18 protein-coding genes are annotated in these 23,461 nt (G+C 39.7%); 4 read left to right on the forward strand and 14 right to left on the reverse strand.

Annotation, left to right across the window (positions count from 1 at the left end; genetic code table 11):
• Nucleotides 1-10: 10 nt before the first annotated feature.
• Nucleotides 11-2,044, forward strand: coding sequence for a tetratricopeptide repeat-containing sensor histidine kinase (locus tag QX565_RS09315; protein WP_289292626.1), 2,034 nt, complete (start codon nt 11-13; stop codon nt 2,042-2,044).
• On the forward strand, nt 2,041-2,814 hold the full coding sequence (locus tag QX565_RS09320) for a LytR/AlgR family response regulator transcription factor (protein ID WP_221648434.1): 774 nt from the start codon (nt 2,041-2,043) through the stop codon (nt 2,812-2,814). The genes QX565_RS09315 and QX565_RS09320 overlap by 4 nt, the downstream gene beginning before the upstream one ends.
• Nucleotides 2,815-3,133: 319 nt before the next feature.
• Here the strand turns inward: QX565_RS09320 and QX565_RS09325 are convergent, their stop codons facing one another.
• The 3 genes from QX565_RS09325 to polA all read right to left on the reverse strand — a co-directional run bounded on the left by QX565_RS09325 (nt 3,134) and on the right by polA (nt 7,416).
• A complete protein-coding gene (locus QX565_RS09325; RefSeq protein WP_221648435.1) occupies nt 3,134-3,751 on the reverse strand; it encodes an HD domain-containing protein in 618 nt (205 codons plus the stop codon).
• 162 nt (nt 3,752-3,913) lie between these two features.
• Nucleotides 3,914-4,309 (reverse strand): DUF3836 domain-containing protein, encoded by a 396-nt coding sequence (locus QX565_RS09330; RefSeq protein WP_289292627.1) that lies wholly within the window; start codon nt 4,307-4,309, stop codon nt 3,914-3,916.
• Nucleotides 4,310-4,608: 299 nt separating this feature from the next.
• Nucleotides 4,609-7,416 carry a DNA polymerase I gene (gene polA, locus QX565_RS09335; protein WP_289292628.1) on the reverse strand — a complete coding sequence of 936 codons (2,808 nt, stop codon included), beginning with the start codon at nt 7,414-7,416 and terminating at the stop codon, nt 4,609-4,611.
• Nucleotides 7,417-7,503: 87 nt separating this feature from the next.
• On the opposite strand from polA, the gene QX565_RS09340 reads away from it, so the two are divergent.
• Nucleotides 7,504-8,478 (forward strand): polyprenyl synthetase family protein, encoded by a 975-nt coding sequence (locus tag QX565_RS09340; RefSeq protein WP_221648438.1) that lies wholly within the window; start codon nt 7,504-7,506, stop codon nt 8,476-8,478.
• Here QX565_RS09340 and QX565_RS09345 read toward each other — a convergent pair.
• From QX565_RS09345 to mnmG, 7 genes are all read right to left on the reverse strand, one after another.
• The gene (locus QX565_RS09345) at nt 8,454-9,173 is read right to left on the reverse strand and encodes a DUF1266 domain-containing protein (RefSeq protein WP_289292629.1); all 720 of its coding nucleotides are present in this window, start codon (nt 9,171-9,173) and stop codon (nt 8,454-8,456) included. The two genes, QX565_RS09340 and QX565_RS09345, sit on opposite strands and share 25 nt — an antisense overlap.
• A gap of 464 nt (nt 9,174-9,637) precedes the next feature.
• Nucleotides 9,638-10,540, reverse strand: a complete 903-nt coding sequence (gene deoC / locus QX565_RS09350; RefSeq protein ID WP_221648440.1) for a deoxyribose-phosphate aldolase — start codon at nt 10,538-10,540, stop codon at nt 9,638-9,640.
• Entirely contained in the window at nt 10,527-10,865 is a 339-nt protein-coding gene (locus QX565_RS09355; protein ID WP_221648441.1) for a nucleotide pyrophosphohydrolase, read from the reverse strand. Before QX565_RS09355 ends, deoC begins: the two co-directional genes overlap by 14 nt.
• Nucleotides 10,865-11,317, reverse strand: coding sequence for a D-aminoacyl-tRNA deacylase (dtd, locus tag QX565_RS09360; RefSeq protein ID WP_221648442.1), 453 nt, complete (start codon nt 11,315-11,317; stop codon nt 10,865-10,867). The genes QX565_RS09355 and dtd overlap by 1 nt, the downstream gene beginning before the upstream one ends.
• A gap of 147 nt (nt 11,318-11,464) precedes the next feature.
• On the reverse strand, nt 11,465-13,285 hold the full coding sequence (gene uvrC, locus QX565_RS09365) for an excinuclease ABC subunit UvrC (RefSeq protein WP_289292630.1): 1,821 nt from the start codon (nt 13,283-13,285) through the stop codon (nt 11,465-11,467).
• A 51-nt stretch (nt 13,286-13,336) separates the two neighbouring features.
• Nucleotides 13,337-13,867, reverse strand: a complete 531-nt coding sequence (locus QX565_RS09370) for an adenine phosphoribosyltransferase (protein ID WP_221648444.1) — start codon at nt 13,865-13,867, stop codon at nt 13,337-13,339.
• A gap of 50 nt (nt 13,868-13,917) precedes the next feature.
• Complete coding sequence (mnmG, locus tag QX565_RS09375) at nt 13,918-15,792, reverse strand: tRNA uridine-5-carboxymethylaminomethyl(34) synthesis enzyme MnmG (RefSeq protein ID WP_289292631.1); 1,875 nt, start codon at nt 15,790-15,792, stop codon at nt 13,918-13,920.
• Nucleotides 15,793-16,103: 311 nt separating this feature from the next.
• On the opposite strand from mnmG, the gene QX565_RS09380 reads away from it, so the two are divergent.
• Nucleotides 16,104-17,048 (forward strand): putative outer membrane beta-barrel protein, encoded by a 945-nt coding sequence (locus tag QX565_RS09380; protein WP_289292632.1) that lies wholly within the window; start codon nt 16,104-16,106, stop codon nt 17,046-17,048.
• Between the two features lie 446 nt (nt 17,049-17,494).
• On the opposite strand, the gene QX565_RS09385 is transcribed toward QX565_RS09380, so the two are convergent.
• From QX565_RS09385 to QX565_RS09400, 4 genes are all read right to left on the reverse strand, one after another.
• Nucleotides 17,495-20,284, reverse strand: a complete 2,790-nt coding sequence (locus tag QX565_RS09385; protein WP_289292633.1) for a glycoside hydrolase family 2 protein — start codon at nt 20,282-20,284, stop codon at nt 17,495-17,497.
• A 292-nt stretch (nt 20,285-20,576) separates the two neighbouring features.
• Entirely contained in the window at nt 20,577-21,485 is a 909-nt protein-coding gene (locus QX565_RS09390; RefSeq protein ID WP_289292634.1) for an alkaline phosphatase family protein, read from the reverse strand.
• 208 nt (nt 21,486-21,693) lie between these two features.
• A complete protein-coding gene (gene ybeY, locus QX565_RS09395; protein WP_002558606.1) occupies nt 21,694-22,107 on the reverse strand; it encodes an rRNA maturation RNase YbeY in 414 nt (137 codons plus the stop codon).
• Nucleotides 22,108-22,121: 14 nt separating this feature from the next.
• Nucleotides 22,122-23,354, reverse strand: coding sequence for a spore maturation protein (locus tag QX565_RS09400; protein WP_025866542.1), 1,233 nt, complete (start codon nt 23,352-23,354; stop codon nt 22,122-22,124).
• Nucleotides 23,355-23,461: the final 107 nt, after the last annotated feature.

Below are 23,461 nucleotides of genomic sequence, written 5' to 3' on the forward strand. Positions count from 1 at the left end.
AAAGAAGTTTATGGGGAATAAAACCATCAAAGGGTTTGCAATAATTTGTTTATTCTTGTGTATCAATGGTTGCGGAGAACACACACAAACAGGAGAAGCAATAAAAAAGAATACTCAGACTGATTCGCTGGAAAAACAGGCAAGAGATTCTTTATTTGCTAATAATACGTATGCCCGTAATCTGTTGCGTAACGGAATGGCAAAAGCCACTGATAGTCTTACTTTCTATAGATTAATGAATCATTACGTAAAAGCTTGCTTTGCCTCTTCTGACTTTGACTCTGTGCTATATTATAATCAGATAATTTCCCGCTTTTGCAGGGAAGCGCCCGATTCTCCTTCCGTACATGATATTAAGACGAATGTTTATAATATGACCGGTAATTACTGGATACAGAAAGCAGAGCCTGATTCATCTCTGGCATATTATCGAAAGGCATATGAAGAGCAGCGGTTGGGAAATAATGTTTTTAATCTTCCCGAACTTTGTTTTAATTTGGCAGATGCCAGTAATCATTTGGGTAATTATGCCGATGGAGCCTTCTATTATCGTAGGGGATTGTTTATTTGTGATTCACTCCAGTTACCTGATACAAAGAAATGGACTGTTTACTGGGGATTAGGGCAGACTTACATGGAGTTACGTGATTTTGAACTTTCCAATTATTACTATGAACTGGCAGGAAGTTATTATCAGGAAATGAATCCATATGAGAAATGGGGATATCTCAATAACAGAGGGAATCATTTTTATTACAAAAAGGATTACTTACAAGCCGAATACTATATCAGTAGAGGATTACATGTATTGGATGATTATCCTCAAATGATTTTTGAGCGGAATCTTAGTAAAGGAAATCTGGGAGAACTTTATATGTTGAATGGTAAACTGGACTCGGCTCAAATCTATCTGAATGACAGCTATCGCTATTTCACGGAGATAAATAACCGTTCAGCACTTTATTACATAGAAACCCAGTTGATAGAGCTTGCTTTAAAGCAAGGTGATATTTCACGGGCTGGCAGGTTGATTGCCAATGCAACGTCTGGCGTGCACATTGATGCGAATATGATAAATATCCGGAATCAATATCTGGAGCATTATTACGAACGTACAGGTGATTACAGACGTGCTTATGAGTATCTGAAGCAGGATGTCGCACTGAATGATTCTATTCGGAACGAGCGGGTTCGTACGCGTGTAGCGGAACTTGACATGCGTTATCGTCAGGATACGATTGTGATGCGGCGTGAATTGGTGATAGAGAGGCAAAAGAGTGAAATGCAGGTGTTGCGTTTGACATCGTTTATCTGGGCTATTGGTTGTATCGTTTTAATAGCTGCATTGAGTGTTTTTTACTGGTTGATGAAGAAAAAGCGTGCTTTCTTGCAGGAACGGCATTTGAACCAGATAAGTCGTCTTCGCATGGAAAACATACGTAATCATATTTCGCCTCATTTTACTTTTAATGTACTGAATAGAGAGATTAGTCATTTCAAAGGTTCTGAAGAAGAACGGGAGGGGTTGGTAGGCTTAGTAAAACTTTTAAGAAAAAGCCTGGAGTTAACCGAAAAGTTAAGTATTCCGCTTCGGGGAGAACTGGATTTTGTGCAGACTTATATTAACTTGGAACGGATCTGCTTGGGAAATGATTTTATATTGACATTGTCAGTCGATGACAAATTGAATACAGAACAGGTTATTATTCCTTCTATGATTATACAGATTCCGGTAGAGAATGCTATGAAACATGGACTTGCCGGAATCGAAGGAGAGAAGCGGCTTACTATTTCTGTAATTCCTGAAGGCAATGGTGTTCGGATAATAATTGTAGATAATGGTAGGGGATATCTTCCCCATATGATATCTCCCTCCAGAGGAACGGGTACAGGTTTGAAAGTTCTTTATCAGACTATCCAGTTACTCAATCAGAAAAATAAGGGAGAGAAGATCTGTTTTGAAATAAAAAATCTTGCCGATGGACAACAAACAGGGACTTGTGTTTCTGTGTATATCCCATGCAAATATTCTTATGATTTATGATGACAATGAACGAAATTTATAAAGTCGTAATTATAGATGATGACTATACGGCGACAGAAGATTTGAAAAAGAGGCTTACGGCTTATCCTGATATGTCAATCAGGGGTACGGCTGTCAATGGAGTTAAAGGGAAGAAAATAATAATGGAACAACGTCCGGATTTACTGTTTTTGGATATAGAGTTGCCGGATGTGCTGGGTATCAGACTACTGAGTGACATGCGTGATGAGATTGTATGGGATATGAAAGTTATTTTCTATACGGCATATGATAAATATCTACTTCAGGCTTTGCGGGAGTCGGCGTTTGATTACTTATTGAAACCTTTCGGTACAGAAGAATTAGATGGGATTATAGAACGCTACCGGAAGGCAATGGCCACTCATCAGGTTACTCCTTCATTTTCGGCATCTATCGCTGCGTTATTGCCACAGCGGGATACGTTTATGATCAGTAGTGTAACTGGTTTCAAACTACTTCGTATTGAGGAAATTGGTTTTTTTGAATATTCTAAGGATAAACGGCAGTGGCAGGTGACTCTTTTTAATCAGACAAAACTAAGTCTTAAAAAGAATACAAAAGCAGAGGATATTATAAGTTATTCAGTATCATTTGTACAGATCAGCCAGTCGGTTATTATTAATGTCGGCTATTTGGCTGTTATTAATGGCAAGCAATGTCAGCTTTATCCCCCTTTTAATGAGCGAAAAGACCTGTGTATTTCGCGTGGATTTTTGAAAGAATTACAGGAACGTTTCTGTCTTATCTGATTTTTTTTGTTGTATAAGCACTTATTTAGACATTTTATATGTGATTTGCGGTAAAATACTCATTTTTCGCAAAAATGGTATTTCATATTATCCTTTTTAATGTTATCTTTGTGATGTTAGGTAGGAATTGAATGTTTTTTGGTTTTTAGATGATCAATTCTATGTAACTGGTTGAGCCGGAGCTTTTGTGAAAAAGTCTCCGGCTATTTTTTTATTGATGAGTTCTGTTTGTGAGCGCCCATTTGGTACTTATAACAAAAAGGCGAACCGAATGTTGTGAAATGGTGGTGTAGATTTGTTTTTTATATAACTCTTGTGATTATTTTTCTTCCATAAACATTCTGTCAAAAGTCTCTTTTAGCTGTTTTCGGTTATTTATTAGAGCTCTTAACTCTTTTAGCCTTTCTCCGTTCTTTGAGTTTTCAAACCATAGTTTTAAATATCCTCCTTCGGCATATTTATTCAGGAGATGATTAAGAAAGCGTTCATAATGCCATTCCTTGTTTCCTGATGGATTTTGTTTTAATCCATATTGTACAGTTCTTCTCAATGTAATTTCTGGGTCTATGATCCTGTCTGCTTCGGCTACAATTTTTCCATAAATGCTGCGTGGCTCGTGATTTGAAGAAGCTCTATGATCTTCTACGGCCTCTTTCATTGTTTGTATTTCTTCGGCAGAAAACCATTGACGGAGTCTCGTGTCATTTTCAAGAATAGTTCCTGAAATAAGGTGATGAGTTGCCCTGTCTTTGTGCAGTCCTGTGTCATGATAGGCGGCAATGACATATACCATATCTGCACGTACAGGGTAATCTTTGGCAAGTTCCAGACTCTCCGCTATTACGGCATTTACATGCATTAAATTATGTGCTTTATCAAACGATTCATACTGTGGAATAATAACCGTTTCTATGTATTCTTTTAACTGTTCGTCCATCTGGGAAAATCTTACTTAATAAAGAGAAAACAAAGATACTAAATTTCTTGTAATGTCTTAGCACTTATCGATTTGTTCCACGTGGCACAGAAAAGGCCGGAATATAAATTCCAGCCTTTTGTTGTATTAATGTAAAGTGTAAAATTAGAGAGAATATTTGTATCAGATATTTGTATCGTCCATTGTAACTGTCATTTCCGGAACAAGAATATAGCTATTCTTCTTGCTGTTCCATTTGTAATAATTGGTAGTTACGGTTTTGCCTTCATAAGTATAAGTAATGCGCAAGCTATTTTCCCATTTTTGGCTGCTGGCATTCCATTTGAGCGCTTCGCTTTCTGTCATACGTTTCTGATCGTTATACTTATAGTTGTATTTCATATAGTTAGCGAGTGCAGTACCTTCCTTTTTATAAACGGTTTGTTCTACCATTACTCCGTCTTTTTCTTCTGAGTTGTAGATGAGATTTCTGTCGTTATTATGAGCTGAGACGGTCAGGCTACCTACAAAAAGAGCTGCTGATAATGCGATTGTTCTTATGGAAACATTTACTTTCATGACTATACTGTTTTTAGGGTTATATTATCATTATGTTATATTAAATCTCTTTATTTGCTGCAAAGTTACATATTAAATGGATATTAATACTTAAAATGAATTAATTTATTGTCATAATGATAGTGCGTGTTCTCTTGTATAACTTTCTTTTTGCAGGTGTTAATGATAAAAAAATATCCGGCAGATTATTTGCCGGATATATGTTTAAACAGTTCGCGTGTTTAATGAAGTATTTAGCAGCTTTCTGTTTGATAAGTTAATTAATGTTATAAATGTTTCAGCAGGTAATAATTGTCTTTTTAATGAGCTTCTAACCAGTTTTTTCCCCAGCCACAATCAGCTTTCAGAGGAACATGCATCCGGTAAGCTTTCTCCATTTCTTCAATGACAACTTGTTCCACTTGTTCTTTTTCCTCTACCGGAACACTGAAATTCAATTCATCGTGTACTTGTAATATCATTTTTGCTTTTAATCCTTCACGTTTGAAGCGTTCGTAGATACGAGCCATTGCAACTTTGATGATGTCGGCTGCACTTCCCTGGATCGGAGCATTAATAGCATTGCGTTCAGCATATCCGCGTACTACAGCGTTGCGTGAATTGATGTCCAGTAAGAAGCGTTTCCTGTGAAAAATAGTTTCTACATAGCCTTTTTCGCGTGCTACCTCAATACTTTTATCCATATAAGCCTTTACCTGGGGATAGGTCTCAAAATAGCCGTCTATGAGCTCTTTAGCCTCTTTACGATCTACATTCATTCGTTCAGCCAGACCGAAGACAGAGATACCATAAATGATACCAAAATTGGCAGTTTTAGCTTTACGGCGCATATCCGGATTTACCTCTTTTATATCGGTTTTATATACTTTGGCTGCTGTAGCTGCGTGAATATCATAACCGCTTAGGAATGCGTCTATCATATTTTTATCTTCGCTCAGGTGCGCCATAATTCGTAGCTCTATTTGTGAATAGTCGGCAGAGAAGAAAAGAGAACCTTCGTCAGGAATGAATGCTTTGCGTATCTCTTTTCCATTTTCATCCCGGATGGGGATGTTTTGTAAATTCGGATTGCTGGAGCTAAGGCGTCCGGTCGCTGTTACCGTTTGGTTAAAAGAGGTGTGTACACGGCCTGTACGTGGGTTTATTAACAGAGGAAGAGCGTCGATATAGGTACTTAACAGTTTCTTTAGTCCACGATGTTCCAGAATTTTTTCTACTACAGGATGTTTGTGACGCAGGCTTTCGAGTACCTCTTCTGATGTAACATATTGGCCGGTCTTGGTCTTCTTTGCTTTATCGATAATTTTGAGTTTATCAAATAATACCTCACCTACCTGTTTGGGTGAAGCGATATTGAATTCTTCGCCTGCCAACTGATAAATCTCTTGTTCAATAGCCTCCATTTGTGTTGTGAAATGTTTTGAAGACTGTCTGAGCGCTTCTGTATCCAGAAGTACTCCATTGCTTTCTATATTTACCAATACAGGTACCAGAGGCATTTCTATTTCATAGAATAATTGCTCAGCACCGTTCTCTTTCAATTCTTTCTCTAATATATTCTTTAGTTTCAGTGTAACATCCGCATCTTCACAGGCGTATTGATAAATAGCTTCGGGGGCAAGATCACGCATATTCTTCTGATTCTTTCCTTTCGGTCCGATAAGTTCTTCGATGTGGATTGTTTGATAATGCAGATAAATTTCCGCCAGATAATCCATTCCGTGACGAAGTTCGGGTTGAAGAACATAATGTGCTACCATTGTATCGAAAAGAGGACCTTTTACTTCAACTCCGTAATTTTGGAGAACGATCATATCATATTTGATGTTTTGCCCGACTTTTAACGATTTTTCGTTTTCGAATATTTCTTTAAATTCATTTACGATTTTTAACGCTTCTTCCCGATCTGCAGGGATTGGTATATAAAATCCCTGATTTTCGGTAACGCTGAAGCTCATTCCTACCAACTCGGCTTCCATTGGGTCAGTCCCAGTTGTTTCTGTATCTAACGCAAGAATTTTAGTTGTAAGTAACTTTTGAATAATTTCGTTCCTTTTCTCCTTATTATCAATTAGTTGATAGTCAACATTGAGTGTTTTTAATGTGTCTAGATTCGATTTTTTTTCTTCAATCGGTCCGTTGGGCGTAATTTCTGCAAATAAATCGCCTTGAATTGGGCCACTTTCTTGTGTAAAAAGCGGACCTGCAGAAGAGGGGAGAGGCTGACTCTCTTTTTTGAAGATTCTCTCCATTAGTGTACGAAATTCCAGCTCTTCAAAAATTTTTCGAAGTGCTTCTTCATCCGGCTGTTCCCGTACCAATGCATTCATGTCAAGTTCGATAGGTACATCTGTTTTTATGGTTGCCAGGAATTTGGAGAAGGTTATCATTTCCCGGTTTGTTTCTACTTTTGTTTTGAGTGCTCCTTTTAATTGGTCGGTATGTTCAAGTAGATTTTCGATGTTACCAAATTCAGCAATTAACTTTTGCGCTGTTTTCTCTCCGACACCTGGACATCCGGGAATGTTATCTGAAGCATCACCCATGAGCCCCAACATATCAATAACCTGTGAAGGTGACTGAATATCGAACTTCGCTTTGACTTGTTCTATACCCATAACCTCAAATTCTTTGTCGCCATACTTGGGACGGTACATGAATACGTGTTCTGTTACCAGTTGGCCGTAGTCCTTGTCAGGTGTCATCATATAGGTTGTGATCCCCTGTTGTCCGGCTTTGGTTGCCAGTGTTCCGATAACGTCGTCTGCTTCATAGCCCGCTACTTCAAGGATAGGGATACGATAAGCACGAATGATATCTTTTATGATAGGTACGGAAAGGCGGATCGCTTCCGGAGTTTCTTCGCGCTGTGCTTTATATTGCTCGTAGGCTTCGTGCCGGAAAGTAGGACCCGAAGGATCGAAAGCAACTCCGATATGTGTAGGGTTTTCTTTTTTCAGTACATCTTCCAATGTATTTACAAAGCCGAGAATGGCTGAAGTATTGAAACCTTTGGAGTTGATCCGTGGATTTTTGATAAAGGCATAATACGCCCGATATATAAGTGCGTAAGCGTCTAAAAAGAAAAGTTTACTGTTTTGGTCCATATTTATCTAATTTTTCATGGTAAAAGTACAAAAAAATACGGTATTAACCGTTTTATTATTACTTTTGTGCTCAAATAGTGTTATTATATGGATAGCTCGTCTCTTATAAAGTCTCCGATAAATACGGAACTGGAAGATTTCAAAAAACTATTTGATAGTTCTCTTTCCAGTTCAAATTTCCTGCTAAATAATGTGATTGCTCATATTCGGCGGAGAAACGGGAAGATGATGCGTCCTATCCTGGTACTCCTCGTGGCACGTTTATACGGTGCTATACGCCCTGCTACTTTTCATGCTGCTGTTTCTTTAGAGCTTCTTCATACAGCCAGTTTAGTACACGATGATGTAGTTGATGAAAGTACAGAACGTCGTGGACAGCTTTCTGTTAATGCCGTTTTTAATAATAAAGTGGCGGTATTGGCTGGTGATTTTTTGTTGGCTACAAGCCTTGTGCATGCCGGAAAGACGATGAGTCACGAAATTATTAATGTTGTATCTTGCTTAGGTCAGGATCTTGCCGATGGAGAATTGTTACAACTTTCCAATGTAAGTAATCCTCATTTTTCCGAGGAAATCTATTTTGATGTTATTCGTAAGAAAACGGCAGCCCTTTTTGCTGCTTGTACTAAATCGGCTGCGCTTTCTGTTAATGCAAGCGATGAAGAGGCGGAATTTTCGCGTTTATTTGGTGAATATATTGGCATCTGCTTCCAAATAAAGGATGATATTTTTGATTACTTTGAAAGTAAAGAGATAGGTAAACCAACAGGAAATGATATGCTGGAAGGTAAATTGACATTACCTGTCCTTTATGCTCTGAATTCTACAAATAGTGCCTGGGCGCAAGAGCTGGCTGTCAAAGTCAAAGAAGGAGTTGCTACTCCTGATGAAATCGGGCGTTTAGTTGATTTTACCAAGTGTAATGGAGGAATTGAGTATGCTGTTGAAATGATGGAGCTATATAAGGGTAAAGCGCTTGACTTGCTTCATTCGCTTCCCCCTTCTGATGTATGTACTGCACTTGAGGCTTACCTTGATTATGTAGTTGACAGAGATAAATAATACTTTTTCCATGGACTCTCTGCATTCTGTGTGGCTGAGAGGAAGCTTATGATTGTGTTGTCTATTTCTTCTTTTTTATTCGTTTTCATAGCCTGTCCGATGAGGTAACTCTTACCTATCTCTTCCCAATTTTTAAATATCTGTCGACATTTTTCACCGGCAAATCTGATATATTCCCATGCAGTCTGCTCATCAATATATCCTGTTTCGAATGCCATACGTGTTAAGGTGATTAGTTCCCCCATGTCCCATGCCAGAATACCTCGTTCGAAATCTTCTTTTTCGATGGATACGATGTTTTTCTCGCGTATATACCTCATAAACCAGTGCAGATGATGAGCGCGCTGTATAAACGATTCTATGCCGAAAAAACGCTTGCGGAGGATGGTTTCTGTCTCTTCTTCATTGTCTGATGACAGGAGATAAGGTAAAAGGATGGAATATGTAGTACGTTCTCCTTCATTTTTGAGGAGAGTCAGCATTTCTGTAATGAAGGATTCTTGCTTGAGTTGAGGTATTTCTGCCAGTAGCTGGCGGACTTTATCTTTACTCATGCCGGTCTCCAGACTATCCACGAAAAGACCTGTTTGTATACTGGAAATAAGTCCAATGAGCAGGCTTTGCTCTTTGTTGGCTAATAAGGCATTGCCTTTTCCGTTCCGGCTGAACCGTAGTGAAATACTGCTTTGTTTCATACCCTTGTTTTTTTTTAATTCTTTGTTAACCGAAAAGCGTGAGAACTGTTGCTCTGTATCTTTCCTGGGGCTTCGGCAAGCCGTTATGACGATACAAGCAACAGTCTCACGCTCCATTCGATATATAACAAGAGTATATACGTGAAGGTGCGTGAGACCCGTTTGCCTATTACCTTTCATAACATGAATTTTGCCGAATTCCAGGAAAAGATAATAAATGAAACGTTCTCTAATACAGTTTATTAGCCTTTTCTCTATGGGCTAATACTCGGCAAAGATAGTAAAAAAATGAGTATCTTAAAGTAAGGAAGTTTAGTTTTTCTTAATTATAGATATGATATTCGTGCTAAGGTTAACCGGATGGAAATATTTGAATAATAAATGAGGATATACAAAAGGGGGGATCTGATGTTTTATTTAAAAAACACAAAGCCTCTTTGGCATATCCTCACGGATTATTTGAATTAGAAGAATTTTATATCTTCGCCTTTAATGTCAGAAAGTAATAGGTTTGCTAATCGGCTGGTACCCACTCGGAAAAGCTTATTGTTAAGCCATTCTTCTCCCAAAATCTCTTTTACTATTGTGTAGTAAATCAATGCATCATTTACCGTATTAATGCCTCCGGCAGGTTTAAATCCAATTTTGTTTCCGGTCTTTTCGTAATACTCTTTAATGGCTTCGCACATCACGTAAGCTGCTTCCGGAGTGGCTGCCGGTTGCTGTTTTCCTGTGGATGTTTTGATAAAATCTGCTCCGGAGTACATTGATAGGATGGAGGCTTTTTTAATGTTCGAAGCAGTTTTCAGTGCTCCGGTTTCAAGAATTACTTTCAGGTGGCGTTCTTTACAAGTGTCTTTTAACTCTTGTATTTCTTCACACATTGTTTCATAATCTCCACTCAGGAATTTACCGATAGAAATAACAATGTCTATTTCGTCTGCACCTTCCATCAGTGCCATGGCTGTCTCTGCTATTTTTACCTCAATAAACGTTTGTGACGACGGGAATCCTGCTGATACACAAGCAATATTAATGCCGTCAACATCTAATGTGTTTTTTACTACCTCTGCAAAGTTGGGATATACACAAATTGCTGCTACATTCTTTAAATCGGGAAATTCATCGTCAAACTTGTTTACCTTTTCAGTAAATTTCATAACGCTTTCGTCACTATCCGTACTGTTGAGGGTAGTGAGATCAATACAGTTGAAAAGGAGTTTTTTTACCTCTTCTGTGTTGTTTTCCGCTACTTTGTTTTCGATAATTGAAGCTACCCGGGCTTGTACATCAGCGTCGCTCAGGTTTGTATTGTACTTTGCCAATGCGGCTTCATACTTAGTCAGATGGCTGTCATTCTGTTCCATGGTCACTCAGTTTGGGGTTGTTTATATGTCTTTTCTTATCTCTTTTGGTTTTCTTTTCCAGATTGCGTGTAAAGGCCTCAGTGAGGTTTACGCCTGTCTGGTTAGCCAGGCAGAGGAGTACCCAAAGTACATCTGCCATTTCGTCTTCCAGATTGTCTTTTTCTCCTTCTTTGAAGGATTGATCACCATATTTACGGGCCATTACACGTGCCAGTTCGCCTACTTCTTCGGTGAGTACGGCCATATTTGTGAGTTCGCTAAAGTAACGTACTCCATACTTCTTGATCCACAGGTCAACCTGCTTTTGTGCTTCTTCCAGTGTCATTATTCTTTGTTTTTTGTATCTATACAAATAGTTACCGGACCATCATTCAATAATTCTACTTTCATATCTGCTCCGAATTCACCTGTGGCTACTTCCTTTCCAAGTAGAGAACTAAGTTCTGTGCAGAATTGTTCATACAGTGGGATTGAAATATCTGGTTTGGCTGCTTTTATATACGACGGACGGTTACCTTTCTTTGTAGATGCATGTAGAGTAAACTGGCTTATTACCAGTATTTCGCCGTTTGTATCTATGACAGATTTATTCATGACTCCATTTTCATCATCAAAGATGCGGAGATTTATTATTTTCTTACACAACCAGTCGATGTCTTCTGTTCCATCAGCTTCTTCGATGCCTACCAGAATAAGCATTCCTCTTTTGATGGCCGATTTGCAATTTCCGTTGATGGTAACTGAGGCATGGCTGACGCGCTGTATAACTACTCTCATTTCTCTTTTTTTGTTTTATTGGAAAGGCAAATTTACAAAAATCGCTATAGAAAAATCATGTTTCACGGAGTTTTTTCGTAAAATCACATGTGCTTTGCGTTTATTTATAATGAGACATATGACCTGTGAATGTATTTAATGTCTCTGTTATTGCAGATTTTCTTTTATTACTTTTGCTTTGTTTTCGCCTATAATGGCGCTAATATCCTCTAAAGAGGCTTCTTTGATACGTTTTACGCTCTTAAATTCTTTTAGTAATGCGGTTTTTGTTTTGTCTCCGATACCCTTGATCGTATCGAGGGCAGAAGCCACCTGGCGTTTACTGCGTTTATCACGATGAAAAGTAATAGCAAAACGGTGTACCTCATCTTGTATCTGCTCCAGTAATTTGAAAAGTGGAGAGTGTTGTTTTAATCCGATTGTTTGAGGCGGGAAACCGAATAAGAGCTCTGAAGTACGGTGTTTCCGGTCTTTGGCAAGGCCTGCAATAGGGATGTTTAAATGTAATTCCTCCATAACTTGTCTTACGGCCTCCATTTGCCCTTTTCCTCCGTCTGTAATGATGAGGTCGGGTAGGGGGCTATCTTCCTCTATAGCGCGCTGATAACGCCGTTTCACGACCTCTCTCATGGATGCGTAGTCATCGGCTCCTTCTACGGTTTTGATAATGTACTTTCGATAATCTTGTTTCGATGGCTTTGCTTTCTTGAATACAACACAGGCTGCTACGGCGTCTGAGCCCTGGATATTGGAGTTGTCAAAGCATTCTATTTGTAGAGGTGGTTTTTCCAGATGTAGCTCTTGTTGGATCTCCTTCATTAGTCGCATGCTTCTTTGTTCCGGATTTAGTTTTTCTGATTGTTTCATCCGGTCTGCTTTGTATTGTTTTACATTGAGCAATGAGAGATCCAGCAGTTTCTTTTTGTCCCCTCGCTGGGGCACGGTGAAAACGACGTTATTCAACTCCATATCTACTTCAAAAGGGACGATGATTTCACGTGAAAAGCTTTTGTAGCGTTCCCGCATTTCAATGATTCCCAGTGTAAGAAGCTCCTCTTTGCTTTCGTTTAGCTTTTTCTTGTACTCAAAGGTGAAAGCCTGATTGATAGCTCCGTTTGTGATGTGCAGATAGTTGATAAATGCTGAATTGTGCTCGTCTTCTTCAATAGAAAATACGTCGATATTGTGTAATATCGAGCTTACTACTTCTGATTTTGAACGGTAATTTTCTATAAGTGTATATTTCTCTTTTATTTTTTGTGCTTCTTCAAACTTCATTTCAGTAGCTAATTCCTGCATTTGCTGGAATAACATACGGCTTATTTCCTGGGTGTTTCCTTTTAATATTTCCTTGATTTCATCGATATTCTTTAGATATTCCTCTTGTGATTGGAGTCCTATGCAAGGTCCGGCGCAATTCTTTATATGGTATTCAAGGCAAACGTTGAATTTGCCTGCGCGTATGTTTTCCGGTGACAAGTTCAAGCTGCATGTTCGTAGTGGATATAGATGTTTTATTAGGTCTAACACTGCATTCATGGATGGTGCATGACTGTATGGTCCATAATACGAAGAACCGTTACGAATGATCTTGCGTGTTTTGAATATTCGTGGAAAATATTCATTTTGTACACAAATAGACGGGTATGTTTTGTCGTCTTTCAGCAGAACATTATATCGCGGCTTATATTTTTTTATAAGGTTGTTTTCTAATAACAGGGCATCTTCTTCAGAGTTGACGACAATATAACGTATGTCTGCGATTTTACTGACGAGTACTCTGGTTTTCCCCGGCTCATGATCTTTGCTGAAGTAGGAATATACTCTTCTTTTTAAGTTTTTGGCCTTTCCTACGTATATAATGGTACCTTCGGCATTCAGATATTGATAAATGCCGGGGCCTTCAGGGAGGTTAGATACAATCCCTTTCAAGTATTCGTTGGTTTTCAGTTCCTGGTTTGTTTCCATATAAAGAAGGCGTAGTAAAATAACTACGCCCTGCAAATATAACATTTATATCTATAAAGACAATACGGATTCTACTTCTACCTCATCTCCAAACACTGCTTTACCGTTCAGCTCTTTTAGTTCGATGATAAAGTTTATATATACTTTCTTTGGCTTTAGTTTCTTTACGAGCTCGCAAGCTGCTTTCATTGTTCCTCCTGTTGCCAATAAATCGTCATGTAGCAATACTACATCGTTTTCATCGAGTGCATCTTTGTGTATCTGCACAGTATCCTTTCCGTACTCTTTATCGTAACTCTCTTCGATGGTTTCTGCCGGAAGTTTACCGGGTTTACGTATAGGGATGAATCCTGCGTTTAAACGGGTCGCAAGAATCGGGCCCATTATGAATCCTCTTGATTCAATACCTACTACTTTTGTGATGCCTTTGTCTTTGTACATCTCATACATTACGTCAGAAAGTTCCTGCAGGCATGCAGCATCTTTGAATAGAGTGGTTACGTCATAAAAAAGAATTCCCGGTATGGGGAAATCGGGTATTTCCCGGATGCTTTTGATAAGCCTTTCTTTGCTCATAATCATGGGTTTATTTCGTTTTCTTAAATGTTTTGTTTCACGTGAAACGCATGTTCTTATCTTCCCGAAAGCACCAGCAATACGTTGATGTCACTTGGCGATACTCCTGGAATTCGACTTGCCTGAGCGATTGTTTCCGGATCTATTTTTGCTAGCTTTTGGCGTGCTTCCGTTGAAAGCGATTGGATAGAATTATAATCAAACTTGCCTTTGATCTTGATGCTTTCCAATCGGGCCAGTTTGTCAGCAATGATACGCTCTCGTCCGATATAGCCTTCGTATTTAATAAGAATTTCCGCGGCTTCAATAATTTCTTCTTTTCTCTCCGTAATCTCGTCAAGTATACGTTTGAATGCCGGCACATGTTCTGCGATGTTTTCTATTGTTATCTGCGGACGATTAATCAGATCAATTAACTTACACCCATGACGCAGCGGGGTAGTACCTAATTTCTCAAGAGAATCATTAATAAGAGCCGCTTTTATCGAATAGTTTCGTGCAAAAGATATAATACGTTCCACTGTTTCGCGTTTCTTTTTCAGCAGAGTATATCTATCTTCTTTGACGAGTCCTAATTTCCAGGCTTTTTCTGTAAGACGCATATCAGCATCGTCCATGCGAAGAAGAATACGGTATTCTGCACGGGAAGTGAACATACGATAAGGTTCATCTACTCCTTTGGTAACGAGGTCATCGATTAATACGCCAATATATGCTTCATCGCGTGCCAGTGTAAATGGTTCTCCACCTTGGCAGTTAATGTGTGCATTGATGCCGGCAATGATACCTTGGCCACCTGCTTCTTCGTATCCGGTAGTTCCGTTTACTTGTCCGGCAAAGAATAAATTCTTAATTATCTTCGATTCCAACGTATGTTTTAATTGGGTTGGGTCAAAGAAATCGTATTCAATCGCATACCCGGGACGGTATATAACCAGATCTTTAAATGCCGGAACTTTTTTCAGAGCTTCGATCTGTATGTTCATAGGCAATGAAGATGAAAAACCATTCAGATACAATTCTTGTGTGGTTTCTCCTTCTGGCTCCAGAAATAACTGGTGCTGTTCTTTATCCGGGAAGGTAACAATCTTGGTTTCTATGCTAGGGCAATAACGCGGTCCTATACTTTGAATTTGTCCGTTGAAAAGGGGGGATTCTGATAATCCTTCACGAAGAATGTTGTGCACTTCCGGATTGGTAAAGCAGGTCCAGCATTGCAGTTGTTTAAGATGGCGTACATTTGTATCCATAAATGAGAATTTATGAAAGTCGGCTTCTCCATCCTGTGTGTCCATTAATTCATAGTGTACACTTCGTCCGTCTATTCGTACAGGGGTGCCTGTTTTCATCCGTCCGTAACTGATTCCATGGCGTGCGATGGATTCGGTTAATTCGTAAGATGCAGGTTCTGCCATACGACCTCCGGGAAGCATATTTTTACCTACATGCATCAATCCATTGAGGAAAGTTCCGGCTGTGAGTACGATACATTTCGCATGAAAAGTGACCCCCCACATGGTAATTAACCCTGTTACTTCGCCGTTTTCAACGAGTAATTCTTTCACTGTATCTTGCCAGATATGCAGATTGGGAGTATTTTCCAATACTTCTCTCCATGCTCCTATAAACTTATTGCGGTCACATTGTGCGCGTGGACTCCACATTGCCGGCCCTTTCGACCGGTTTAGTATGCGAAACTGGATAGCTGTTTTATCTGTTATCAGCCCCATTTGTCCACCAAGTGCATCTATTTCGCGTACAATTTGTCCTTTGGCAATACCACCTATAGCCGGATTACAACTCATCTGCCCGATTTTATTCATATCCATCGTGATCAGACAAGTCTTTGAACCCAGATTGGCCGAAGCGGCAGCCGCTTCACAGCCTGCATGTCCGGCACCAATTACAATAACATCATACCTAAAATCCATTTGTTCAATCCTTATTTGCAAACGGTGCAAAGTTACGAAAAAAGTTCTGCTATTTGGTGTATATTGTCTGGCTACGTGATTAAAAAGCTCTCCTTTTCGGCAGTAAAATAGATATTTGAACCCTATTACGCACTCCTTTATTGTATTTTAATTAAAAAATGTGTTTATCTTTGTCATTGGAGTAATATGGGATGCAGAGACATTGAAATAAGGAATCATTATTTTCTGTGTATAAAAGAAGATGTTGCTCGAATATTGCAGACAGATGGCAAAACTCATACATTAAAACAAACTTAATAATACAAAGCTTTATGAAACTTACTAATCTATTTTCAATTTCCGTATTGCTACTTTTAGCTTCCTGTTCACCCAAAGTCGTGACAAATCTGATAAAAACTTATCCCAATCCAGTTCCGGCCGATTCTGTTCGGGTCTTTGAATTAGGAGAGACGGTGCCCAACACTGCCGAAGCCATTGGACGTGTTTCTGTTATAGATCCTGGTACGGCTACGAAATGTCGGTATGATGAGGTCGTTCATCTTGCACAGGAGGCTGTTGGTAAAGCCGGTGGAAATGGTTTTGCTATAACCTGGCATGAGGATCCGTCTTTCTGGAGAAGTTCGTGCCATCAGATATCCGGATTGATGCTTTACCTGAAAGATAATGTGGTGGATACATTGAGGGCAAATCCTGTACAGTATGCTATCGATATGAACTTCGTAGTGGCCAGAGACAAGAAGCAACCTGAGCGGAGGGGTCCGGCACCTGCTAATACCTTTGAAGTTAGCTTGGGGTATGGTTGGATAAGCAGTAAAATCTATGATGCTAATAATGTGTCTTTGGGGAGTAAGAGCGGTTTAGAGTGGAAGCTTGGCTATGAACATATATGGACTTCCGGGTGGGGAGTAGGTATGCAATATTCTGGTTTTAAAGCGGAGCTTCCGGGAGGAGATATGGTATTGTCTTATCTGGCACCGGAGGTTGCATTACGTACAAAGTTTGATAAATGGATTTTGAAGTGCGGAGTAGGCATGGGGCTTTTTCTTTATAATGAACCCTATTACAGTACTGCCGGATTTGGCGCACATGTCACTATGGGATTAGAATATATGTTGTCGAGCCATGTGGGACTTGGCGTATCAGCCAGTTCAATTGCAAGTAACTTGCCGAAACGGGATGGAGTTGAACTAAAGAAGGATGAAAAGAGCGGAATAAATCGTGTCAATGTATTGGGCGGATTGAGGTTTTATTTCTAAAATAGGCCTGTTATTCCGAATTGGATCACTTAGCCATTTCTTTTGTTTTTTGATTATATTATAGGCGTAAATCGTTACAATAAAACGAAATTGTTCATCTCGTTTTTGTATCAATTGTCAATCTTATGAACTCTCGTCTCATTTCTCTACGGAGATCGACCCGAAACTCTACGAGAAACGACTCGATCTCCGTAGAGTTTCGGGTCGATCTCCGTAGAGAAATGAGAGGGATGTTTAACTCGCTGGATGTCAGAATGTTATAAAAATAAATATTGTTGAATATTTTTAATACGTTTACCTCCCTCTTTATCTGCTTCGCGTTTTTATGAATCGTTACAAATATTGAGTTTTGCCGAATGTGATTTCTATCATATAACTACTGGTTGCTAATCAAAGTGCTACAACCCATAGATGTTCTATTTGCAATTACATTATCTCAAAGCCATTCAATTCTGACTTCCGAATTTAAAATATAATCTGCCACGGAATACTTCATTATTGTATATATTCTTAGCCCCTTGCGGTCCCTCCTGTTCAGCGCGTGAGAACTTGGTTCCAACGGCGCAAATGGCATTTAAAAACGAAATATCACCTTCTGGAAAACGAGGATTGATGTTTTTACTGTAAAACAGGGGACGTTCCGGGGTGAAAAGGTGCAAGAATACATCCTTTGTAGCAGAGGCTATAATGAATGGCATTTCATCGGTTTGTATCTCTACGGCATAGAAGTTGGAGTAATAACCCTTGAATTCCGGATACTTCCAGTTCTGACCGGTAATGGTATTATTGTATGCTTTGTTGTAAACACCGAAGTTGGTTCCTTTCATGCGGTTCTTCCATACGTGATAGGGACCGTTTGCCATTAATGTGGCACCTTTCACTTTATTCTCGGGATAAGAGAAGGTGATACCTGCATAATCGTACTCACCGTTGAGCTTGTATTGATAGTCGAGCTGTACCCATCCGTTTGGTTGAATCGTCCATTTCTGGCTATCTGCATTCTCATAAAGAGCTTCTACTACATACCCATCCGGCGAATGATAGTGTTTCAGTTCTCTGAATGTGGCAGTGAATCCGGTAAAACGGGGACCATTGTTGAATGATAGATTTTTGAGTTGATGACAAACATTGTCTATCCATCCATTTCTTTTGTTGAAAGTGATTTCTGTTGTTCCGCAGGTAACTCGAAGCAGCTCGTCCGTTTCCTGTACGTGTAGCTCTTGGTTCGCTCCTGTTACGATTCGTTGTACCATTTCCTGTGGCATGGTGACATTCCATGACCATGTAAAGATCTCCCTGCCAAAAGGGTCAATAGCAGTAAGGTAAAGTACATCATAGCTATGCCAATCTTCGGGCAATTCAAGGCGGATAATACCGTCCTGACCGGGAGTAACGTTGGGAGCAGCTACCTGATGAGTATATTGTTTCATATTCTCGTTGTTGAGGGGCTGTGTGTAACTTGTCAATTTATAGGAGAACCGGCACTGGTTGAGGTTTGTGAAATGATAACGATTGCTGATATTTATCACACCATTGAAGCTGGAATTCAAATTAGGATTTGTTACATAAACAGGCGTCCACACTTCTTTGATGGTATAGAAATTACCCTCTTTCTCGTGGTGAGGTCCAAGGATACCATCGGGTGCATAGTTCCCTTTTACATCGATGGAATCGCTGATATCGCGACGAACAACACCTTCGTCGGTCAGATTCCACAGAAATCCTCCTGCAGAGAGAGGGCTCTTTAGCATTAGATTCCAATAATCGTCGAGACCTGCTCCGTGTCCTCCGTCATGCAGGCCATGAAGAAACTCTGTGGGCATATATACTAAATTTCCTTTGGTCAATGCTTCATAAGAATAATTGTATTTGGGATAATGCTTGGTGTCAGTGCCATCCATTTTAGACCAAGGTTCAATAACCTGACGTTTTTGAGGGTCATACAGTGCATAGTCACTGCGTACTTCCGTATTGAAACCACCTTCATTTCCATTGGCCCAAATCACGATAGATGGATGATTGACATCACGTGTTACCATCGATTGTACCAGGCGGCGCGCGGTAGGGGTGTCATACTTATTCTGCCAACCAGCCAATTCATTTATAACAAACAGGCCTAAAGAGTCGCAAACATCCAGAAAATATTGATCGGGTGGATAGTGAGACATGCGGACGGCATTCATATTCATATCTTTGATGAGGTTAACGTCTTCAATGGCAAGCAGTTTACTGCTGGTACGTCCGCTTTCGGGCCAGAACGTGTGGCGGCATACACCTTTAAACTTCACTTTTACGCCATTTACATAAAAGCCATCGGATTTTCTGAACTCTATAGTCCGGAAACCGAATTTCTGTTCGTAGCTATGTACTACTTTCTTCCCCTTTTTCAGTTTTACTACTGCTTTGTATAGATAAGGACTTTCAGGAGTCCAGGACAAGGGAGCCTCGATCTGTCCGTTCAGTACAAATTTGTCTTTAGTGACACTATGCCCTGACAGAAAAGGAGTACTTACATCCTTTCCTTCGAGGGTCTGTATACGGGTCTCTATCTGAAAATCTTCACTGTCGGCATTATGCGTATATGATTCCATATAGAAGGAACCATCCTGTTTGGCATTTATGGCCACCCGATCAATAAAACTCTTAGGTTGTGCTTCAAGATAAACCGGACGGAAAATGCCACCGAATATCCAATAGTCGGCTCTACGCTCTGCACGATTGATGCTTTCGTTAGATGATTCTTTACTTACGGCTACTTCCAGCAGATTTTTCCGGGAGTAATCCAATAGCTCGGATATGTTGTATTTGAAGCGATAAAAAGCACCCTGATGAATGGGCCCGGCAAGTCGTTTGTTGATTCTCACCTCTGTGTCCGTCATTGGGCCTTCAAATACGATATATACTTCTTTGTTTTTCCATTGAGGAGAAACAAAGAATTCATAACGATAAAATCCTTTTTCGTTATGAGGGGTACGGTCGTGCCCGTAGTTGTAACCGCCGAAACCTTGCAGCTCCCACTGAGAGGGTACGTCAATCGTTGTCCAATTACCGCTGTTCATACCATCCGAACAGAAGAAATCCCATTTCACGGTATTGTCTTTGTCTGTTCCCGATAGGTATTGAATTTCAGTTTTTTGAGCACATACGCTGATTGCTGTCAGTAGTAGATAGAGGCAAAGATGTAATTTTGATATTGTTTGACATCTGATATTACAAAGAAAAGGCAATTGCTTCATGACTATTATTTAATTTGCGTTATAGGATGGTGGCAAGTTAAGCAATAATATAGAAGATTCGTTATGTATTTCTGACAAAAATGTATTTTGAGTTGAAATAAGTACGTATAAATACTGTTTCATTAGAATTTCTTTCTGACGATTTCTATAGATATAAACTATGCATTTTAAGTGTATGTTAATTAGTATTTTAACGCACACTTAAAATGCATAGTTTATATCTGTAAAGTACGTACTTTTACAATGCAAGATTCAGGTGATCAATAATCAGTAAAAGCAAGTTGCTGTTTTCTTATTTAAAAACCTGTTTCATCGGGCGGCCTATCCATACTTGCGGCTGGTTTAATCCGAAGATGTAGGCGATGGTTGATGCTACGTCAAATTGCATCATACTCTCGTTGAAGTTTAATCCTTTTTTGATGTTTTTTCCGCAGATGATGAATGGAGTTTCCATTTCGTTCATCGTTTTTCCACCGTGTCCTTTGTTAATGCCACCATGGTCTGCAGTAACAATAAAGATCGTTTTGTCAAATATTCCTGCATCTTTGGTAGCCTGAATAATTTGTCCGATATATCCGTCCAGTTCTTTCAGTTTGGCATAATACTCCGGTGTGTCGTGACCTGCACCATGACCTATATGATCGGGATTATCAAAAGCAACCAGTGTGAGGGTCGGCTTCTTTTCTTTCAGATAGCTAACTGCCATTTCGCACAGAGCAGTGGGATACTTGTTATAATCCGGTGCCTGTTTGTGATAGCTCAATGCAAGTGTATCTACCAGATATTTAATGCCGTTCCATTCGTACAGGCAACCAATCTCTGCTTTCGGAGCAGCATCCCGCAGTACTTGAAAAATGGTAGGGAAAATACCGTGCTGGTTCAATTCGCGTGAGGGAAGTTCCGGAGTTTTAGATCCCCATTCGGTATAACCGTGCAGTTCCGGACCTGCTCCCATGAACATGGAAGCCCAGTTTATAGCACTTGAAGAGGGGAGTGTAGAACGTTTTTTTAAAGTATAGCTACCGTTCTCCATTAAACTCTTGGTGTTTGGGATATCTGCTTTCTCTACGCTATAAGCTCCCCATCCATCGAGACCGATAAGAACGACATGTTCGGCTTTCCATTTGGCGGCAAAACTGTTGGGGACAATAATAAACAGGGCAAACAGGCTGATTGCCCAACTTGAAAATAGATGTTTCATGGTGTTTCCTTTACTTTTTTAAGATTATGTATTTAATAAGCTTAACTGCCGGTGAGATACAAAAAGCACTTACCCCTCGCCAGCAGTTATGCAAATAAAGGTTTTTTCACCGGAATCAGTCTGTATCCTTTGTTTAAGTAAATACCATAATAGTTCATTTGGACAATGCTACCCCTTATAATGGACAATATATGTAGAGTTTTCAACTCTATCGTAACGCCAGTGCTTTGTTTTCCGCCGCTTCCATTATTTCCCGTTCTCCCGGTCCTTTGTCATTGATGCCGCAAAGATGAAGGATACCGTGAATAATGGTACGGTGAAGTTCTTCGTTATAGGTGGTATTGAACTGTTCAGAATTGGTCTTTACAGTATCGAGGCTTATAAAAAGATCACCCGAAAGACGATCTCCTTCGCAATAATCGAATGTGATGATATCTGTATAGTAATCGTGTTGCAGATATTGCCGGTTCACTTCTAATATTTTTTCGTCCGAACAGAAAATATAGGCGATTTCACCGAGTCTCTTTCCATAAGTGGCAGCTACGGATTTGATCCATTCTGTGGTTTCCCGTTTCTTAATATCGGGCATCTTTACGCCCTCTGTCTGATAAGTTACAGCCATGATAATGTATTGTTTTAAAAGAAAAATAAATAACTGAAAAATATGGCAGCAATGATACCCGAGAAGTCGGCTATCAAACCGCAGGTAACGGCATTTCTTGTTTTTGTAATGCCTACACTGCCAAAGTAGACAGCCAGAATATAGAATGTGGTGTCTGATGCACCGCGAACTACACAGCTGACGCGGGATACAAAGGCATCGGGGCCAAACTGTTTCATGGTGTCAATCATCAATCCGTTGGCAGCACTGCCACTCAGAGATTTCATCAGTCCGGTAGGCAAAGCACCGACAAAGCTGGTATCCAGTCCACAAAATCCTACAACCTGTCCGATTCCGTTGACAAGAATATCCATTGCTCCCGAAGTACGAAAGACTGCAATACCTACCAGGAAAGCTACCAGATAAGGTATGATTCGTACGGCAGTACTGAACCCTTCTTTGGCTCCTTCTACAAAAGAATCGTAAACATTTATTTTCTTTCGTATGCCCGTCAGGATAAAGAGAATGATTACTCCGAATAGTATGATATTGGCAATCAGCGTAGAGTAAGTTCCCATTTCTTCACGTGAAAGAACAGTGAAAAGGTAAATCAAACCTCCGAAAAAAAGACTCAATATTCCCATTAATATCAATATGGGTTTGTTTATCAGGTTGATGCGTTGGGAAATGCTAACAACAATAACTCCCACTAATGTTGAAATGAATGTACTGAGCAGAATTGGGATAAAGATATCCGTAGGTTGTGCAGCTCCCATTTGGGCACGGTATACCATGATTGAAATAGGTATCAGTATCAGTCCGGAAGTGTTGATAACAAGAAACATGATCATTGGGTTACTGGCCGTATCTTTTTTCGGATTCAGTTCTTGTAACTCTTTCATTGCCTTGAGCCCCATCGGAGTAGCAGCATTATCAAGTCCCAGCATATTGGCAGACATATTCATAAAAATAGATCCCATTACGGGGTGTCCCTTGGGGATATCGGGAAACAGGCGGCAGAATACCGGGCTCAACCAACGCGACAGTGCATTGATAAGACCGCTGTTTTCACCAATCTTCATGATGCCCAACCATAAGGAGAGAACCCCGGTTAACCCGAGAGAAACCTCAAAAGCCGTTTTGGATGAGCTGAACGTAGAGTTGATGATTTCGGTAAATATTTGTGTGTCTCCTGTGAAGATAAGCTTTCCGAGTGCTACGATAAAAGCTATGATGAAGAATGCTATCCAGATGTAATTTAGAACCATAATGTACTTACTGTATTATTTGCAAAAATAGATATAACTTTCCATTAATCATCCATATTTTGTTTATTTTTGGCGGGGATTCGGTTTGCTATATTTATACAGATAAC

Source organism: Bacteroides sp. 41_26, assembly GCF_949740115.1.
Lineage (GTDB): Bacteria > Bacteroidota > Bacteroidia > Bacteroidales > Bacteroidaceae > Bacteroides > Bacteroides nordii.

Coding starts and splice junctions, on each gene's coding strand:
- QX565_RS09315 (WP_289292626.1), top strand. CDS start 11: ATGGGGAATAAAACCATCAAAGGGTTTGCAATAATTTGTTTATTCTTG.
- QX565_RS09320 (WP_221648434.1), top strand. CDS start 2,041: ATGATGACAATGAACGAAATTTATAAAGTCGTAATTATAGATGATGAC.
- QX565_RS09325 (WP_221648435.1), bottom strand. CDS start 3,751: ATGGACGAACAGTTAAAAGAATACATAGAAACGGTTATTATTCCACAG.
- QX565_RS09330 (WP_289292627.1), bottom strand. CDS start 4,309: ATGAAAGTAAATGTTTCCATAAGAACAATCGCATTATCAGCAGCTCTT.
- polA (WP_289292628.1), bottom strand. CDS start 7,416: ATGGACCAAAACAGTAAACTTTTCTTTTTAGACGCTTACGCACTTATA.
- QX565_RS09340 (WP_221648438.1), top strand. CDS start 7,504: ATGGATAGCTCGTCTCTTATAAAGTCTCCGATAAATACGGAACTGGAA.
- QX565_RS09345 (WP_289292629.1), bottom strand. CDS start 9,173: ATGAAACAAAGCAGTATTTCACTACGGTTCAGCCGGAACGGAAAAGGC.
- deoC (WP_221648440.1), bottom strand. CDS start 10,540: ATGGAACAGAATGACAGCCATCTGACTAAGTATGAAGCCGCATTGGCA.
- QX565_RS09355 (WP_221648441.1), bottom strand. CDS start 10,865: ATGACACTGGAAGAAGCACAAAAGCAGGTTGACCTGTGGATCAAGAAG.
- dtd (WP_221648442.1), bottom strand. CDS start 11,317: ATGAGAGTAGTTATACAGCGCGTCAGCCATGCCTCAGTTACCATCAAC.
- uvrC (WP_289292630.1), bottom strand. CDS start 13,285: ATGGAAACAAACCAGGAACTGAAAACCAACGAATACTTGAAAGGGATT.
- QX565_RS09370 (WP_221648444.1), bottom strand. CDS start 13,867: ATGATTATGAGCAAAGAAAGGCTTATCAAAAGCATCCGGGAAATACCC.
- mnmG (WP_289292631.1), bottom strand. CDS start 15,792: ATGGATTTTAGGTATGATGTTATTGTAATTGGTGCCGGACATGCAGGC.
- QX565_RS09380 (WP_289292632.1), top strand. CDS start 16,104: ATGAAACTTACTAATCTATTTTCAATTTCCGTATTGCTACTTTTAGCT.
- QX565_RS09385 (WP_289292633.1), bottom strand. CDS start 20,284: ATGAAGCAATTGCCTTTTCTTTGTAATATCAGATGTCAAACAATATCA.
- QX565_RS09390 (WP_289292634.1), bottom strand. CDS start 21,485: ATGAAACATCTATTTTCAAGTTGGGCAATCAGCCTGTTTGCCCTGTTT.
- ybeY (WP_002558606.1), bottom strand. CDS start 22,107: ATGGCTGTAACTTATCAGACAGAGGGCGTAAAGATGCCCGATATTAAG.
- QX565_RS09400 (WP_025866542.1), bottom strand. CDS start 23,354: ATGGTTCTAAATTACATCTGGATAGCATTCTTCATCATAGCTTTTATC.